Raw genomic sequence first — 15,933 nt, 5'->3', positions numbered from 1 at the left:
CGAATTCGTCCACCCGCGCCGTGGCGATGCCGAGATCATGGTTGGCGCGTAATGCCTCGTCGACCAGCGCGTCGAGCTGCGCATCACCAAAGTGGCGCCACCAGCGCGGCACCTCCGCCAGCGTTGCGACCGGATCCGGTCGGAGTGGCGTGGAAGCAAAACGATAGTGCGACGGTACCTGCACCGTGGGTCGTACATACGCCGGCCCCTGCACGCAGCCGGCGAGCAACAAGGCGGGCAGCAGCACCCCTGCAGCCGGGAGACAGCGTCGCGCGCACCGCAGGCACTGCATGGCGCCACCCTGGCGTTGGGAAGTCTGTTGTCTGAACGCAGGGCGCACCGCCAAGCGGCCGCCCCCGTTCATTCCCATCATGCGCGCTGCGGCGCAGCGCGGGCCTCAGTACTTCTACTGGCGGTGCAACGCGGTTAGTGCGTGCTGCTGCCCCGGCTGGCCAGCAACGCGATGGCGCGGTCCGGCAGGTGCCAGTGCCCCTGCTCGTCGGCCTGCACCGGCGCGTCGTAGACGGAGGTGATCAACAGCCGCCAGGGCGTGTTGTCCAGCGGCGGCGGCACGAAGGCCTGCGGCTCGGCGGCGGCATTGACCAGCAGCAACAGCTGGATGCCCTCCACCCCGTTGCCGTTGCCGTCGCCATCGGCGGGCATCGCCGGCAGCTGCAGCATCAAGGCCCGCTGCTGCGGTGCGTGCCAGTCGCCTTCCTGCATCGGCTGGCCGTCCGGGCGGATCCAGTGCGCGGCGTCGGTGCCGTGGCCGTCGCGGGCGTCGAGGAAGCGGCTGCGACGCAGCTGCGGGTAGCGTCTGCGCAACGCCAGCAGGCGGCGTACGAACAGCGACTGCTGCTGGCCTTCTTCGCTCGCCGCGCGCTCCCAGTCAATCCAGTTGATCGGGTTGTCCTGGCAGTACGCATTGTTGTTGCCGTTCTGGGTGCGGCCGAACTCGTCCCCGGCCAGCAGCATCGGCGTGCCCTGCGCGAGCAGCAGGCTGGCCAGCAGGTTGCGCATCTGCCGGCGACGCAGCGCCAGGATGCCGGGGTCGTCGGTTGCCCCCTCCGCGCCGTGGTTCCAGGAAATGTTGTGGTCGGTCCCGTCGCGGCCTTCCTCGCCATTGTCCAGGTTGTGCTTGTCGTTGTAGCTCACCAGGTCGTGCAGGGTGAACCCATCGTGCGCGGTCACGAAATTGACCGACGCCGACGGCCGGCGCCCGTTGTGGTCGAACAGGTCCGCCGAGCCCATCAGGCGCGTGGCGAACTCGGAGAGCTGGCCTTCGTCGCCCTTCCAGAACGCGCGCAGGTTGTCGCGGAAGCGGTCGTTCCACTCGGCCCAGCCCGGCGCGAAGTTGCCCAGCTGGTACCCGCCGGGCCCGATGTCCCAGGGTTCGGCGATCAGCTTCACCTGGCTCAGCACCGGGTCCTGGCGCACCGCATCGAGGAAGCTGCCGGACGGATCGAAGCCCGCGCGTTCGCGCCCGAGGATGGTGGCCAGGTCGAAACGGAAGCCATCGACGTGCATGTCCTGCACCCAGTAGCGCAGCGAGTCCATCACCATGCGCAGTGCGCCGGCGTTGGTCAGGTCGAACGTGTTGCCGGTGCCGGTGTCGTTGATGTAATAACGGCGGTCGTCGGCGAGGCGGTAGTAACTGGCGTTGTCGATGCCCTTGAACGACAGCGTCGGACCCAGTTCGTTGCCCTCGGCGGTGTGGTTGTAGACCACGTCCAGGATCAACTCCAGCCCGGCGTCATGCAGGCTGGCCACCATCTGCTTGAACTCGGCGATGGTGCTGGTGGAGAGGAAGGACGGATCTGGCGCGAAGAAGCCCAGCGTGTTGTAGCCCCAGTAGTTCTTCAGTCCGCGCTCGACCAGGTACTGGTCGTCCACGTGCGCATGCACCGGCAGCAGTTCCAGTGCGGTCACGCCCAGCTGGCGCAGGTGGTCGGACAGCGCGTCGGAACGCAGCGCCGAGAAGGTGCCGCGCATGGCCTCGGGCACGGCCGGGTGCTGCATCGACAACCCGCGCAGGTGCGCCTCATAGATGACCGTCCGGTCCCACGGCGTGGACGGGCTGCGGTCGGCGCCCCAGGTGAACGCCGGATCGACCACCACGCAGCGCGGCACGTAGGCCGCGCTGTCGCGCCGGTCGAAGCTCAGGTCCTTGTCCTTGTGGCCCAGGGTGTAGCCGAACAGGTGCGGCGCCCATTTCATCTGCCCGACCAGCTGCTTGGCGTACGGGTCCATCACCAGCTTGTTCGGGTTGAAACGGTGGCCGGCCTCCGGCGCGTACGGCCCGTGCACGCGGTAGCCATAGCGCTGGCCGGGCCGCGCGTCCGGCAGGTAACCGTGCCAGATCTCATCGGTGTATTCGGGCAGGCGGATCCGCTCTACCTCGCGCCCGCGTTCATTGAACAGGCACAGCTCCACCTGCGTGGCGTGCCGGCTGTACAGCGAGAAGTTGACGCCCAACCCATCCCAGGTGGCGCCCAGCGGGTACGGTCGCCCTGCCCTGACCCGGGTATGTCCTGCGCCGTTGCCGGTACTCATCGCGGCACCTCCTGGTCGTGCAGGAGCGCTTCGATCTCGGCGGCGACCAGCCGCTCGGCCATCTGCCAATGACGTGCCGACTGTCCTTCCGGGCGGCCTTCCGCCTCCCAGATCTGCCGGGCCAGTTCCCGGGTGCGTTCGGCTTTCTGTTGCTCGTCCATCGTCGTATCTCAGCAGGTTGAATGAATCGCGACCGGGCTGCCGTCGAACAGCTGCCGCAGGCGCAGGGGAGTTCCATCACTGACCAGCGCCGCGCCGGTCAGCAGGTTGCGGTAATGCCCGGGCGGGACCGTCAGGGTTGCCCCGCCCCAATGCGAAGCGGACAGCGCCGCGCCCTGCCGGGCAGGCTGCGCCGCGGTGTGGCGCGCCACCGCCACCAGCAGCCGCTGGCCGGCGTGTTCGCGCTGGAAGGCCAGCATCGCCACCTCGCGGTCCGCATGCAGGGGTTGGTAGGTGCCTTCGGCAAACAGCGCCGGCTGTTCGCGTCGCAGGGCCAGCACGTGCCGCAGCAGGCGCGCCTTGACCGCGCCGTCCTGCCAGTGCGCCAGCAGCTGCGGCCAGCGGCGTGCATCGTCGAGCCAGGCGCGGCGCTGCGCGTAGTCCACCTCGCGGCGATTGTCCGGATCCACCAGCGACAGGTCCCAGCCCTCGGTGCCCTGGTACAGGTCGGGCACGCCCGGCAGGGTCAGCCGCAGCGCCAGCTGGGCCAGCCCGTTGCGGGCGCCGGCGGCACCGACATGCTCGGCCGCCTGCTGGAGGGTGCCGCGCAGCGAGGCCGTGGCCGGGTGCAGCAGCAGCTGTTCGATGAAGGCCTGCGTGCGCGCCTCGAAGGCGGTATCCGGGTCTGTCCAGGAGGAAAACAGATCGGCCTCACGCAACGCCTTCAGCTGCCACTGCACGACCCTTTCCGCGAAACTGCGCGGATCGTGCAGGCCCTGCATCGGCCACGCGCCGAGCAGGGTCTGCCACAGCATGTGGCGCACCGCCGGCGGCGGCAGGGCCATCCCGACGCGTGCAGCGCGACGATCCAATGTCCGCACCAGCCTGCCCCACCACTGCGGCTGCTCGGACAGCACCGCCAACCGCGCACGGCTGTCTTCACCGCGCTTGTGGTCATGGGTGGCCGTGGCCAGCATGGCCTGCGGGTGGCGATGGGCGCGCATCAGCGTGCGCGTATGCAGGGCACGCGTGGACAGGGCGAAATGGTCGGGACGGCTGCCCACCTCGTTGCGCGAGAGCAGCACGCCGTAGCGGTAGAACGCGCGGTCCTCCACCGCCTTGGCGTTGAGCGGCGCGCTGAGCTGCTGGAAGCGCCGCCGCAGCGTGGCGCGTGCGCGCGCATCGCCAGCGTCGTCGCGGAAGCAGGCGGCGATCCAGCCCGCCGCCAGCGCTGTATCCGCCGGTACCTCGCGCGCCACGCTGTCCAGCACCGCGTCCCAGCGACGCTGGTCGGGTTCGTCGAAACAGGTTGGCGTGGCATACGTCCGATAAACCGGGAACCGCACCAGCAGCGCGGTCAACGCACGCGACAGCAGCGCACGCCCGAACCGGGCGCTGGCCGGCAACGCGGCGCGCTCCATGCGCAGCAGGTGCCGCAGCAGTGTGTCGAACTCGCTGCGCAGGCCACGCGCCAGCATTTCATCGCGCGCCCGCCGTTCTTCCTCGCTGAACGACATGGTGCGCCCCGTGGCCTGCTGCCACTGCCGGGCCAGCGGCGCCTCGCCCGACGCGTCGTGCAGCCAGGCCGAGACCTGGTCCATGAAATCGTAGCCGGTGGTGCCGTCGCAGGCCCACGACGCCGGCAGTTCCTCGTCCGGCGCGAGGATCTTTTCCACCCACAGCAGGGGCGCAACGCCGTGCGTGGCGCAGGCGCTGTCCATCGCGGTGCGCAGTCGCTGCAGGTAGGCCTGCGGGTCGGCAATGCCGTCCACGTGGTCCACGCGCAGGCCGTCCACCAGCCCTTCGGCCAGGAACGCCAGCGGGAGGCGGTGCACGGTGTCGAACACCGCGTCGTGGTGCACCTGCAGGGCGACCAGGCTGGAAATGGTGAAGAAGCGCCGGTAGTTCAAGCGGTCGTCGCCCAGCCGCCACCAGAGCGGGCGGTAGGCCTGGGCCTCGATGACGCTGCGCAGATCGGCAGGGGCGGCATCGGGCACCGTGCCGGGCGCCAGCGGCAACCGCGCCTCGTGGTGACGCAGCACCGCAACGCCAGCCTCCTGCTCTACGCGCAGCATGCGGTCCTCGATGGCCGCGTCCAGCGGTCGATCCAGGATCGGCAGCTGCAGCGCGCCGCCTGCCAGCGGCGCCTTCCAGTTGATGTCGAACCAGTGGGCATACGGGCTGGCCCGGCCATGCTGCAGCACGTCCCACCACCAGCGGTTGTCCGCGTGCGCGGCCATGTGGTTGGGCACGATGTCCAGCACCAGCCCCATGCCACTCGCCCGCGCCCGGTCGGCAAGCGCGCGCAGGGCACGTTCGCCTCCCAGCTCGGGGTTCACTTCGGTCGGGTCCACCACGTCGTACCCATGGGTCGACCCGGGCACGGCGCGCCAGATCGGCGACAGGTACAGGTGACTGATCCCCAGCACGGCGTAGTACTCCACCTGGCGCGCGGCATCGTCCAGGGTAAATCCTGCATGCAGCTGCAGGCGCGCGGTGGCGCGCACCCGGCTCATGGGCCCACCTGCGCGCGGGCGGTAGCGAAACGTTGCATGGCGTCCTCCAAGGTGTGCTCGACCCCGACCGTGGGCAGGCGCTGGCGCCAGTTCGGGTGGACCCCTACCGTCCCCGGCAGGTTGACCTGCTCGGCCATGCCCAGCGCGTCTTCCACCGGCAGCAGCGCCAGCGCCGCCGGACTGGCGCCGACGTATTCCAGCGCCGCGCGGCGGCCGGATATCTCATCCAGGGCATGCCCTTTCATGGCTTCATCGAGGCGCGCGATATCGGCGCTGCGCTCGGCGGCCTGTTGCCGCAGTCCCTCCTCGTCCAGCTCGCCGAGCCGGTGCCGCCAGCCAAGATCCAGCCCCCGTCGCCAGCCGACCAGCGTCGGCAGGTCGTGGGTGCCGGTCATCGCCACGGCATCCGCCCGCCATGCCCCGGGCGACAGGAACCCGCCGTTCTCATCGCGGGCGAAGGGCAGTACATCCATGCCCAGCACGCCGCGTGCGGCCAGCGTCTGGCGGATGCCCGGAGGCACCACGCCGAGATCCTCGCCGATCACGATGCAGCGGCTGCGCCACGATTCGATCGCGGCGATGTTGAGCAGGTCCTGCAGCGGATACCGCAGGTAGGCGCCCTGTCCTGCCCCGGCGCCATCGGGCACCACCCACAACCGCTGCCATCCGAGGATGTGGTCGATCCGGATCCCGCTACGGTCGCGCATCACCGCACGCAGCAGCGCGATGAACGGTGCGAAGCCCCGCTCGGCCAGCCCGTGCGGCGAATAGCTGGTTACGCCCCAGACCTGGCCCGCAGCGCAGAATCTATCAGGCGGCGCACCGAGCACCAGCCCGCGCAGCAGTGCGCTGCCGGCGGCGTCGGCTTCAGCGCCGGCGGGATCGAAGCCCACTGCGAGGTCGGCAATCAGGCCCAGCCCCATGCCGCTCGCGCGCGCCTGCGCCTGTGCACGCTGCCAGCCGCGGCTCACCATCCATTGTCCGAACAGGTACAGCGACGACGACAGGCCCAGGCGCGGATGCATGAACGCCACATGCCGCGCCAGCGCCGGGCCACCGTCGCTGACGAAACGCTGCAGGTCGCTGGTCGCTTCTGCGTCATCGGAGATCGCGCCGCGCACCGCGGCCAGCCATGCCCATTTGGCCATCGCCGCCGCCGGCCAATCGATCAGGGGTGCGGCGCGCAGTGCGGCGAGCTGCTCGCGCAACGCGGGGTCGCGCTCCAGCACCTGCAGCGCCGCATCACCGAACTGGTCGACCGGTGCGGCGTACACCGCCTCCAGGAAGCGCCGGTCGCCCGGGAAATAGGGACTGTAGTCTGCGTCCATGCCGCCGGCGGCGTGCACCGGCCCGAGTGCCAGCGCATCCGCGCCGGCCGCGCCCGCCTGCCGCGCCCACGCCGCGCAGGCAGCGGTATCGCCGGTACCGCCATCGTGTGGGCCACGGGCCGCATACGGTTGCAGGACCAGTCCCCACGGATGCGCGCGGCTCACCGCATCGTGGACCCCGAAACACCGCAGAGGTGCCACCGCAACACGCTGCGTGTGTGCACCACAGGCCAGGGTCCAGTAGCCCGGACGTGCCGGCGCCGTCGCCTGCCCCGCCGCATTGGTGTGGCCGTCCTCCCGGCTGCCGTCCTCGTCTTCCCACACGCAGGGCGCACCTGCGGCGCCGGCATCCACCGGCGCCCCGACCACGGCAGTGCGCAGCAGCGGGACCTGGCGGCGCGACCCCAACGCGGACAGCGCCTCGCGACGCTGCGCGGGCGTGGCGTTGGGAATCTCCAGGGCGTCGAGGATCGCGCCAAGTACCGCGTCATCCACGCGTTGCGGACGCCCGGCGATATCCACCCAGTCCACGGCGAGGCCGACCGCCTCCGCCAATGCGCCCAATCCCGGTTGCGTGCTCATGGTGCAGCCACCACCACGGCGTACAGGCTGTCGGGCGCCATTCCCTCCTCGTCGGGCGGTGGGCCGAGCCGGAATACTTCGCGGCCGGCCGGCAACGTCACCGGCACGGTGGCATCGCTGGCATTGAACGCGATCCACCACTGCGCTCCGGGCAGCTGCCAGCCAGCGCGCAGCACGCCCGGCGCCAGCACATCGGCACCCAGCGACTGCGCACTGGCGGCGGGGCCGAGCCAGGCCGCGCGCACCTTGAGCAGGTCCCGGAACCAGGTCAGCCAGGCCGCGGCGTCGGGATCGTCTTCCGTCGGCCACGGGGCGCAGGACATGGCCAGGGTGGTCGGCGCATTCGGATCCGGAATCAGCGCACGTCGGTGCTCATCCTTGAAGCTGCTGAAGTGCGCGAACTCGGCGCGGCGGCCCTCGCGCACCTGCTCGTCCAGCGGCGTGCGGTGGTCGGTGAAATATAGGAACGGTGAGCGCGCGCCCCAGGGCTCGCCCATGAAGAACATCGGAATCATCGGCGTCAAGGCGGTCAATGCCATCGCCAACGCGTTCCGGCGCGGCCCCACCAGTTGCAGCAGGCGCTCGCCCTGCGCACGGTTGCCGGTCTGGTCGTGGTTCTGGCAGAAGACCACGAACTGCTGCGGCGGAATGCCCGCGCTGGGTTCGCCCCGCTCACGCCCACGGCGGGTGGTCTCGCCCTGCCAGGCAAAGCCTTCGGCCAGTACCCGGCGCAGGCGGCCGGAAGGGTCGTCGGCGTAGTCGCCGTAGTAGCCCTCATGCTCCCCGGTCAGCAGCACATGCAAGGCGTTGTGGAAGTCGTCATTCCACTGCGCGGTGAACCCGCTGGCCAGCAACGCCGACTGGTTGTTCTCGTTCTCCAGCACCAGCAGCACCTCGCGGCCGGGCAGCGCCGCCCGCACCCGGTCACGCAGCTGGTTCAGGAACGCCAGCGGGTGAATGGCGTGCACCGCGTCGAGGCGGACGCCATCGAACCGGTAATCGCGCATCCACATCACCGCGTTGTCGATGAAGTAGCACTGCACCTCGGGGCGGCGGAAGTCGACCGCGTTGCCCCACGGGGTGCACAGATCGCTGCGGAAGAACCCCGGCGCCAGGGCCGGCAGCGGATTGCCGTCGGGCCCGAAATGGTTGTACACCACGTCCAGCAGCATCATCATCCCCAGGCCATGGGCGGCATCGACCAGAGCCTTGAGCTCGTCAGGCGTGCCGTAGGCGGGCGCAGGCGCATACTGCAGCACGCCGTCGTAGCCCCAGTTGCGCTCACCCGGAAAAGTGGCCACCGGCATCAGCTCGATCGCGGTGAACCCGAGGTCGGCCAGTTTCGGCAGCTGATCGCGCACGGCGTTGAACGACCCGCCGGCGGCGCCCACGTGCACCTCGTAGATCACCGCCTCGTGCCACGGCCGGCCGGACCGGTCGGGATGCTGCCAGTCAAAGTCGTCGGCCACCAGCGCGCTGGGTCCGAACAGGCCGTCAGGCTGCTGGCGCGAGGCCGGATCAGGCACCGCGTCGCCGCCGTCGATGCGGTAGCGGTAGCGCATCCCGGGCGCACCCGGCGCCGTCAGCGCGAACCAGCCGTCGTCGCTGCCCTGCATGGGCAGCACCTGGTCTTCCAGCAGCAGATCCACCGACGTGGCCGCCGGTGCCCACAGTGCGAAACGCCAACCGCCGTCCGTATCCTGCCAGGCTCCCCACCGCACCTGCGCTGCACTCATTCCCTGGCCTGCAGGTAAAGCACCGACAGCGGCGGCAGGGTCAACGGCAGCGAATGCGCATGGCCGTGCATCGACTGCGCGATGGTCGCCACGCGACCTTCATTGCCCAGGTTGCTGCCGCCATAGAACGCGCTGTCGGTGTTGAGGATCTCCACCCAGTCACCGGCGGACGGCACCCCCAGCAGGTAGCCATGCCGCGCCACCGGGGTGAAGTTGCAGACCACCAGCGTCGCCCGGCCTTCGCCGCGCGGAGGATGGCGCACGAACGCAAGCACGCTGTTCTGGTGGTCATCGCTGACGCTCCACTCGAATCCGGCATCGTCATCGTTGGCCAGGCGCAGGCTCGGTTCCTGCTGCAGCAAGCGGTTGAGGTCGCCGACCAGCCGGGCGACGCCGGCATGTTCGTGCTGCGCCGCGCTGTCCCAGTCCAGGGCAGCGTCGTGGTTCCATTCCGCCGGCTGGGCGAACTCGCCGCCCATGAACAGCAGTTTGCTGCCCGGGTGCGCCCACATGAACCCATAACAGGCCCGCAGGTTGGCGAACTGCTGCGCACGCTCGCCCGGCATCTTCGCCAGCAGCGAGCCTTTGCCGTGCACCACTTCGTCGTGCGACAGCGGCAGGATGAAGCGCTCGCTGAAGGCGTAGATGGCGCTGAACGTCATTTCGCCGTGGTGGTGGCCACGGTGGATCGGATCGCGGCGCAGGTACGCGAGGGTGTCGTGCATCCAGCCCATGTTCCATTTGTGGGTGAACCCCAGGCCGTTCGCGTTGGCCGGTGCGGTAACGCCCGGCCACGCGGTGGATTCCTCGGCCATGACCAGCACCTCCGGGAAGCGCGTCCGGATCGCCTCATTGAACTGGCGCAGGAAGGCCACCGCCTCCAGGTTTTCGCGACCGCCGTTGACGTTCGGCAGCCATTCGCCTTCGGCGCGGCTGTAGTCGCGGTACAGCATCGAGGCCACCGCATCCACGCGCAGCCCGTCGATGTGGAAGCGTTCGATCCACTCCAGCGCGCTGCCGATCAGGAACGCGGCCACTTCGGTGCGTCCGTAGTTGTAGATCAGCGTGTTCCAGTCCGGATGAAGGCCCAGCCGCGGGTCCTCGTGCTCGTACAGCGCGGTGCCGTCGAAGCGCTGCATGCCGTGTGCGTCGCTCGGGAAGTGGGCTCCCACCCAGTCGACGATCACGCCCAACCCCGCAACGTGGCAGCGGTCGACGAATGCCGCGAAGTCTTCCGGGCCGCCGTGGCGCGCGGTCGGCGCGAACAGGCCCAGCGGCTGGTAGCCCCAGGACCCGCCGAAGGGATGCTCGCTGACCGGCAGCAGCTCGATGTGGGTGAAACCGAGGGCCTTCACGTAGGGAATCAATGCATCGCCCAGCGCCGACCAGCCGAGCGGCTGGCCGTCCGCATCGCGGCGCCAGGAACCCGCGTGCACTTCATAGACTGAAATGGCCTGGCCCCCGGCCACGCCGCGTGCGGCCATCCACGCGCCATCCTGCCAGGCGTGCGTGGCCGGACCGGCAACGCGCGAGGCCGTGTCGGGCGGCAGTTCGCAGGCACGCGCCATCGGGTCGGCCTTGAACGCCACCGAGCTTCCGTCCCCTGCCGTGACCGCGAACTTGTAGCGGGCACCGGCCGCCACGCGCGGCACGAAGCCTTCCCAGACCCCCGCTTCGGGATGCAGGTGCAGCGGGTGCCGCTCCGCGTCCCAGCCGTTGAAATCGCCTACCACGGCCACCCGGCTGGCATTGGGCGCCCACACGGCGAAGCGCACCCCGCCGTTTCCGGTGGCCACCGCGCCCAGCAGCCGACGGGCGGCGTCCGGGTCGCCGCTGCGCAGTGCGTCGAGCTGCGCCGGAGTGAGCGCGGTGTCGTCCGTAGTGCCGGGTGATTCGGTCGGATCGGATGCGAGGCTGGCGTCGCGCGCAACGAAGGCGTGCTCGCTCATGCCTGCAGCTCCGGCACGCGCGCATCGAGCACACGCTCATACAGCCTCAGGTACTCCGTACCGGCCAGGTCCCAGCTGCTCGGCCGCAGCATGGCCGCGCGGCGCATGGCCGACAGCAGCCCGGGGATGCGGTAGGTGCGGAACGCACGCTGCACGCAGCGGCGCAGCGAATCGGCGTCGGCCGAGTTGAACAGCAGGCCGGTCACGCCGTCCTCCACCGTGTCGATCAAGCCGCCGGTGGCGTGCGCGATCGGCAGGCAGCCGAACCGCTGCGCATACATCTGGCTCAGCCCGCACGGCTCGAAGCGGGAGGGCATGAGCAGGAAATCGGCACCGGCGAACATCTTGCGGGCGAGGCCTTCGTCGAACCCGGGGTACACGCCCACGCTGGAGGGGAACCGCCGCGACAGCGCGGCCACTTCCGCTTCGATGCGCGGTTCTCCGCCGCCGATGATGGCCAGCTGGCCCCCCGCGGCGGCGATCTGGTGCGCCACCGCGCAGCTCAGGTCCAGGCCCTTCTGGTGGACCAGGCGCGAGACCACCGCGAACAGCGGCCCGTCGCTGTGCGGCAGCCCCAGCGCACGCTGCACGCGCCGCTTGTTGGCGACCCGGCCTTCCCAGCGGTGCAGGTCGAAGTGTTCGCTCAGGTGCAGGTCGGTGCGCGGGTCCCAGCTGCTGTCGATACCGTTGACGATGCCGCTCAAGCGACCGCTCGCCGCGTGACCGGACAGCAGCGCGTCCAGCCCACAGCCCTGTTCGGGGCCGGTGATCTGGCGCGCGTAGCTCACGCTGACCGTGTTCACATGGTCGGCATGCACGATGCCCGCCTGCAGGAACGACAGCCGGCCATGGAAGGTGATGCTTTCGGCCTGCTCGGGCGAAACGCCCAGCACGGCGGCGTCTTCAAGCGGGAACAACCCCTGGTAGGCCAGGTTGTGGACGGTCAGCAGCGCGGGCACGTCCGAGCCGTACCAGCGCAGATAGGCGGCGGCCAGTGCGCACGGCCAATCATTCAGGTGCAGCAGTTCCGGCTGCCATTCCATGCCGGCATTGCCACAGGCGATCACCGCCGCGGCGCGCGACAGCGCGGCAAAGCGCACTGCGTTGTCACTCCAGTCCTGCCCGCTGCCATCCACGTATGGACTGCCACCTCGCTGGAACAGCCCGGGGCACACCAGCACCAGCACCGGCACGCCACCCGCAAACGTCTCCCCGATGTCGCAGGCGGGAATTCCGGCCCGTGCCGGCACGCGGCCCACCAACCGCAGGTCCGGGGCCCCCGCGATGACTTCGTCGTAGCCCGGAATCAGCACCCGCACATCCGATCGGGTGCGCAGCGCACGCGGCAGGGCCGCGGCAACGTCGCCCAGCCCGCCGGCCTTGACGTAGTCCGCCATCTCGGAGGTGACGAACAGGACGCGCCGAGCCGGATCGACACGACCGAGCGGCGGCGGGGTGGTCTCGACGGCGCGCAGCCGGGGCGTGCGACGAACGCGTGCGCCGCCTTCCTCGCCAGCGGGAACGGGCAAAGCCACGGGAACAGCGATCTGACGCAGATGCGACATGGGGGGAAATCTCGAAGGTGGTACTGCGGTGGGGGTGCCCTCGGCATTGCGCCAAGGGCGGGGGTTTCTGCGGCGCCGAAAACGTCGCGCGCGAACCTTGGTTGGAATCTACCTGTGTGCGGAATAAACACCGCGTGAACTTGATGCGACAACATCGTGACCCCGCCACGCTTCGCAGGCGCAAGGTGCCTGCAATGCAGCGCTTGTCGCAGGCTGTCGATGCTTGTACGGCATGAGCAGATGCGTTCGCATCATGACCTTCGCGCCTGCCGCCGCCCGCCTGAATCCTTCATTCTCGGCCGCGTGCTGTCACGCCTCCGTTGCAATCATTGCGGAGCGAGCGCCTCGATCCAGGTCGGCGCGTGGTCACTCGCTTTCTCCAGACCACGAACCCAGCGGTCCACACCGGCATCCTTCAGTCCGTCGGCCAGCACCGGGTTCAGCAGCAGGTGGTCGATGCGAAGCCCACGGTCGCGTTCGTAGTGCTGGCGGAAATAATCCCAGAACGTGTAGATCGTCTGCTCGCCGTAGACGTGGCGGAGACTGTCGGTCCAGCCCTGTGCCAGCAGACCGGCGTACGCCTCTCGTGCCTCCGGCTGCAACAGGGCATCCCGCCGCCACGACTTGGGGTCGTAGATATCGGCGTCAGTCGGCACCACGTTGAAATCGCCGATCAACGCGACCGGATGCGGCAGGCCGACCAGTCCCAGCGCGTGCTCGTGCAGCCGCTGCATCCACTTCAGCTTGTAATCGAACTTCGGCCCGGGCTGCGGATTGCCGTTGGGCAGGTAAAGACCTCCCACCAGCACGCCGTGCGCCGCCGCCTCCAGGTAGCGGCTCTGGTCATCGGTGCGATCGCCCGGGAGCCCGCGCCGGCTTTCGATCGGGTCCTGCCCACGCGCCAGCAGCGCCACGCCGTTCCAGGCACGTTGCCCCTGCCAAAGGCAGCCGTAGCCTGCGTCACGGATCTCGGTTTCAGGAAACGCATCCTGGCTGGCCTTGAGCTCCTGCAGCGCCACGATGTCGGGTTTCTCTTTCTCCAGCCACGCCAACAGGTGCGGAAGCCGCGTCTTGATTCCGTTGACGTTGAAGGTGGCAATCCGGAGGCGCCTGCGACGGGCCATGGCGTGCTCCAGCAGGAGGGAGTCGCCAGTATTCCCGGCATTGCGCTGCGTGCGCGTCAAGAGTCCGCTCACGGGGCCATCGCACCCAGGCTTCTGCCTGCTTCACTCCGCGCAACCTGGGCGGGCGCATGCTTGGGTTTCCCTTCCCTGGTGCCGCTTCCGATGCCCATCCTGTCCTCTCGTCCGCTGCTGCTGGCCGCCGTGCTGGCGTCTACCGCCTGTACGCCTTCGCCCGACGCGGAGGGACCGCCACAACCTACCGGCGGGGATCCAGGTGCGGCGAAGGCGGCAGTCACCCACGATGCGCGTGCAACATCGTCACGGCCCGCCTATGCCTTCAGTGAAACGCCGCCCGGCATCGCGCTGGCTGCAGTGCCTGGCATGGAGCTGCGCAGGGATTTCACCCGCAGCTACCTGTCGCTGGATGGCTGGAAACTGTTCGATGCCTCGGGCAGCACCGGTTCGCCACTGGCTGCCTTGGTGCTGGACGGGTCCAACGAGGTGACAGCCGCCGAGCTTCGCGTCGGACGCAGCGACGACGCCGGTGCCGTCGCCGACTGCCTGACGCCACCCGCAGAAGCTACGGGGCCAGCCGACACGGTCGACATTGGCGGCGTGAGCTTCACCCACTTCCCGGTGGGCGACGCAGCGATGAGTCACTACGTATCGGCCGACAGCTACCGCGCCGTGCAGCATGGGCGTTGCTATGCGATTGATCTGGTCGTGGCTGGTACCCGGCCGGAGGTGTACGACCCGCCGCGCGAGCAGCCTTTCAGCAATGAACTCGCCAAACAGAAACTACGTGACGCGTTGAGTTCGATTCGCTGGGTTAAATAGAGTTCCCCGGTTCATATCACACTATTTATGTGAGCGGTTACTCAGTTTGACTTCCCCTAAAACTCGGTTCACCGTAACCACGCGGCCAATCCCGTCTCCCGGTGTCGCGTTCGCTTTTCCTGATGCCAAGGAGTGGCCGTAGACCAAAGGCGCCCGTGTACCGGCGCCTTCAACGCCTCATGTTGAAACAACAGGAGAAAGCGCAATGCAACTGAATGACGACGTCGTTTCAGGCTGGCTCAACGGTGCCGACAGCGTGGATGGCTGCGACAACCCGGCCGGTTCGCTTTTCATCTACGGACAGAACGCTACCGATGCGGCGCTCACCTGCGCAGCGCCCACCATGATCACCGGCGGTGGCGGTGAGTGCACCACCACCATTTCCGTGGTCAACCATTGCCTGTGTTGCTGATCTAGCCTGTACCGGCGCGCAGCTGCCATGGCTGCGCGCCGCCTGGATGCATTCCGGACGCTGGGCAGACTGCAGGGGACGCAATGGCCACTACCGCCGCCGCTTCATTCGCACGCATCGTGCGCCACTTCCTGGCCGATATCCTTACGCGCCTGGACCATTCGCTTCTCGATCTCGCGCCTGGGTTGGACCTGGGCGAGATCGACGTGATCCGTGCCGAGGCCGACCTGGCCCTGCATGGCAATGCGCAGTTGAAACTCAACCGCCTGCTGCTGCTCGAACTGCATGCCGCGATCCGCAGTGGTGCGGTTTCCGCGAGCGATCCCATCCTGCAGCTGCAGCAGTTCGAGGCTGTCGCCCGCACCGACGCATTTCGGCTGCACCTGGACCAGCGCTACCCCGTGCTGTGGTCGCGCTTCGAGCGCATGCTGCAGGCGCAGAGCGCCGCCATCAGCGAACTGGCCGAACGCATCCGCGCCGACCGCGACCTTCTGCACGGCCTGCTCGAACGCCCCGCCGGCCGCCTGCTTGGCCTTTCGCTGGGCAAGGGTGACCTGCACGCCGGGGGACGCACCGTGGCCAGGCTCACGTTCGACGGTGGCACGGTGATGTACAAGCCGCGCTCGCTGCGCGTGGATGCCACCCTGGATGGCTTCCTCGCCCGCGTGTTCCCCGATGACCCGGACCGGGTGCGGGTGCCCCGCGTGATCGATCGCGGCACCCACGGCTGGGCCGAATTTGCCGCCCATCGCTACTGCGCCGACGACCAGGCACTACAGACCTATTATCGCGGCCTCGGCCATTGGCTGGCCGTTCTACGCCTGATCGGCGGTACCGACATCCACCTTGAGAACCTGATCGCGGTGGGTCCGGTACCGGTGGTGGTGGATTCGGAAAGCGTTTTTTCCAAACCTGTCGAGATCGCCGAGACCGGCTACGGGCAGGCGTACGACATCGCGGTGCGGCTGATGCGCAACTCGGTGCTGCGTACCGGGATCGTGCCCTTCCGAACGGCCGGGCTGGGCATGGAAGGCGTCGATCTCTCCGCAGCGGGCGCGTTGCCGGGCGAGCAGCCCAAGGTGCAGGTGCCGGTGATTGTCGACGATGCCGGCGCCCCGCCCCGCCTCGGCCTGGTGGAAGCCGATCAGGTGCTTGAGCGCCTGCGGGGCGCG

Annotated in this window: 10 protein-coding genes and 2 pseudogenes; 3 read left to right on the top strand and 9 right to left on the bottom strand. The window is 69.0% G+C overall.

Features of this window, described 5'->3' with window-relative positions; genetic code table 11:
- The 9 genes and pseudogenes from KVS69_RS16295 to xth form a co-directional block, all read right to left on the bottom strand.
- A pseudogene (locus KVS69_RS16295) lies at nucleotides 1-247 on the bottom strand (hypothetical protein); the annotation flags it as partial.
- A 179-nt stretch (nucleotides 248-426) separates the two neighbouring features.
- Nucleotides 427-2,553, bottom strand: coding sequence for a glycogen debranching protein GlgX (glgX, locus tag KVS69_RS16290; RefSeq protein ID WP_217538963.1), 2,127 nt, complete (start codon nucleotides 2,551-2,553; stop codon nucleotides 427-429).
- On the bottom strand, nucleotides 2,550-2,714 hold the full coding sequence (locus KVS69_RS16285; RefSeq protein ID WP_083214152.1) for a DUF2934 domain-containing protein: 165 nt from the start codon (nucleotides 2,712-2,714) through the stop codon (nucleotides 2,550-2,552). The genes glgX and KVS69_RS16285 overlap by 4 nt, the downstream gene beginning before the upstream one ends.
- Before the next feature lie 9 nt (nucleotides 2,715-2,723).
- Entirely contained in the window at nucleotides 2,724-5,228 is a 2,505-nt protein-coding gene (gene treY, locus KVS69_RS16280) for a malto-oligosyltrehalose synthase (RefSeq protein ID WP_217538960.1), read from the bottom strand.
- Nucleotides 5,225-7,138 carry a 4-alpha-glucanotransferase gene (locus KVS69_RS16275; RefSeq protein ID WP_217538959.1) on the bottom strand — a complete coding sequence of 638 codons (1,914 nt, stop codon included), beginning with the start codon at nucleotides 7,136-7,138 and terminating at the stop codon, nucleotides 5,225-5,227. Before KVS69_RS16275 ends, treY begins: the two co-directional genes overlap by 4 nt.
- Nucleotides 7,135-8,874, bottom strand: a complete 1,740-nt coding sequence (gene treZ, locus KVS69_RS16270; protein WP_217538958.1) for a malto-oligosyltrehalose trehalohydrolase — start codon at nucleotides 8,872-8,874, stop codon at nucleotides 7,135-7,137. Before treZ ends, KVS69_RS16275 begins: the two co-directional genes overlap by 4 nt.
- Nucleotides 8,871-10,739: pseudogene (gene glgB / locus KVS69_RS16265) on the bottom strand (1,4-alpha-glucan branching protein GlgB); the annotation flags it as partial. The pseudogene glgB and the gene treZ, both read right to left, overlap by 4 nt.
- 80 nt (nucleotides 10,740-10,819) lie before the next feature.
- Entirely contained in the window at nucleotides 10,820-12,388 is a 1,569-nt protein-coding gene (gene glgA / locus KVS69_RS16260) for a glycogen synthase GlgA (RefSeq protein WP_217538956.1), read from the bottom strand.
- 326 nt (nucleotides 12,389-12,714) lie between these two features.
- A complete protein-coding gene (xth, locus tag KVS69_RS16255; RefSeq protein ID WP_254622235.1) occupies nucleotides 12,715-13,572 on the bottom strand; it encodes an exodeoxyribonuclease III in 858 nt (285 codons plus the stop codon).
- A 102-nt stretch (nucleotides 13,573-13,674) separates the two neighbouring features.
- On the opposite strand from xth, the gene KVS69_RS16250 reads away from it, so the two are divergent.
- The 3 genes from KVS69_RS16250 to KVS69_RS16240 form a co-directional block, all read left to right on the top strand.
- Nucleotides 13,675-14,349 (top strand): hypothetical protein, encoded by a 675-nt coding sequence (locus KVS69_RS16250; protein ID WP_217538955.1) that lies wholly within the window; start codon nucleotides 13,675-13,677, stop codon nucleotides 14,347-14,349.
- 205 nt (nucleotides 14,350-14,554) lie between these two features.
- Nucleotides 14,555-14,761, top strand: coding sequence for a DUF6229 family protein (locus tag KVS69_RS16245; RefSeq protein ID WP_093535704.1), 207 nt, complete (start codon nucleotides 14,555-14,557; stop codon nucleotides 14,759-14,761).
- A gap of 83 nt (nucleotides 14,762-14,844) precedes the next feature.
- The coding region (locus tag KVS69_RS16240; RefSeq protein WP_217538954.1) for a DUF4135 domain-containing protein at nucleotides 14,845-15,933 on the top strand (1,089 nt) is incomplete at its 3' end.

This window comes from Stenotrophomonas sp. GbtcB23 (assembly GCF_019091045.1).
Lineage (GTDB): Bacteria > Pseudomonadota > Gammaproteobacteria > Xanthomonadales > Xanthomonadaceae > Stenotrophomonas > Stenotrophomonas rhizophila_A.
The sequence above is the reverse complement of the archived record's forward strand: the minus strand, read 5'-3'. Positions and strand labels throughout refer to the sequence as shown.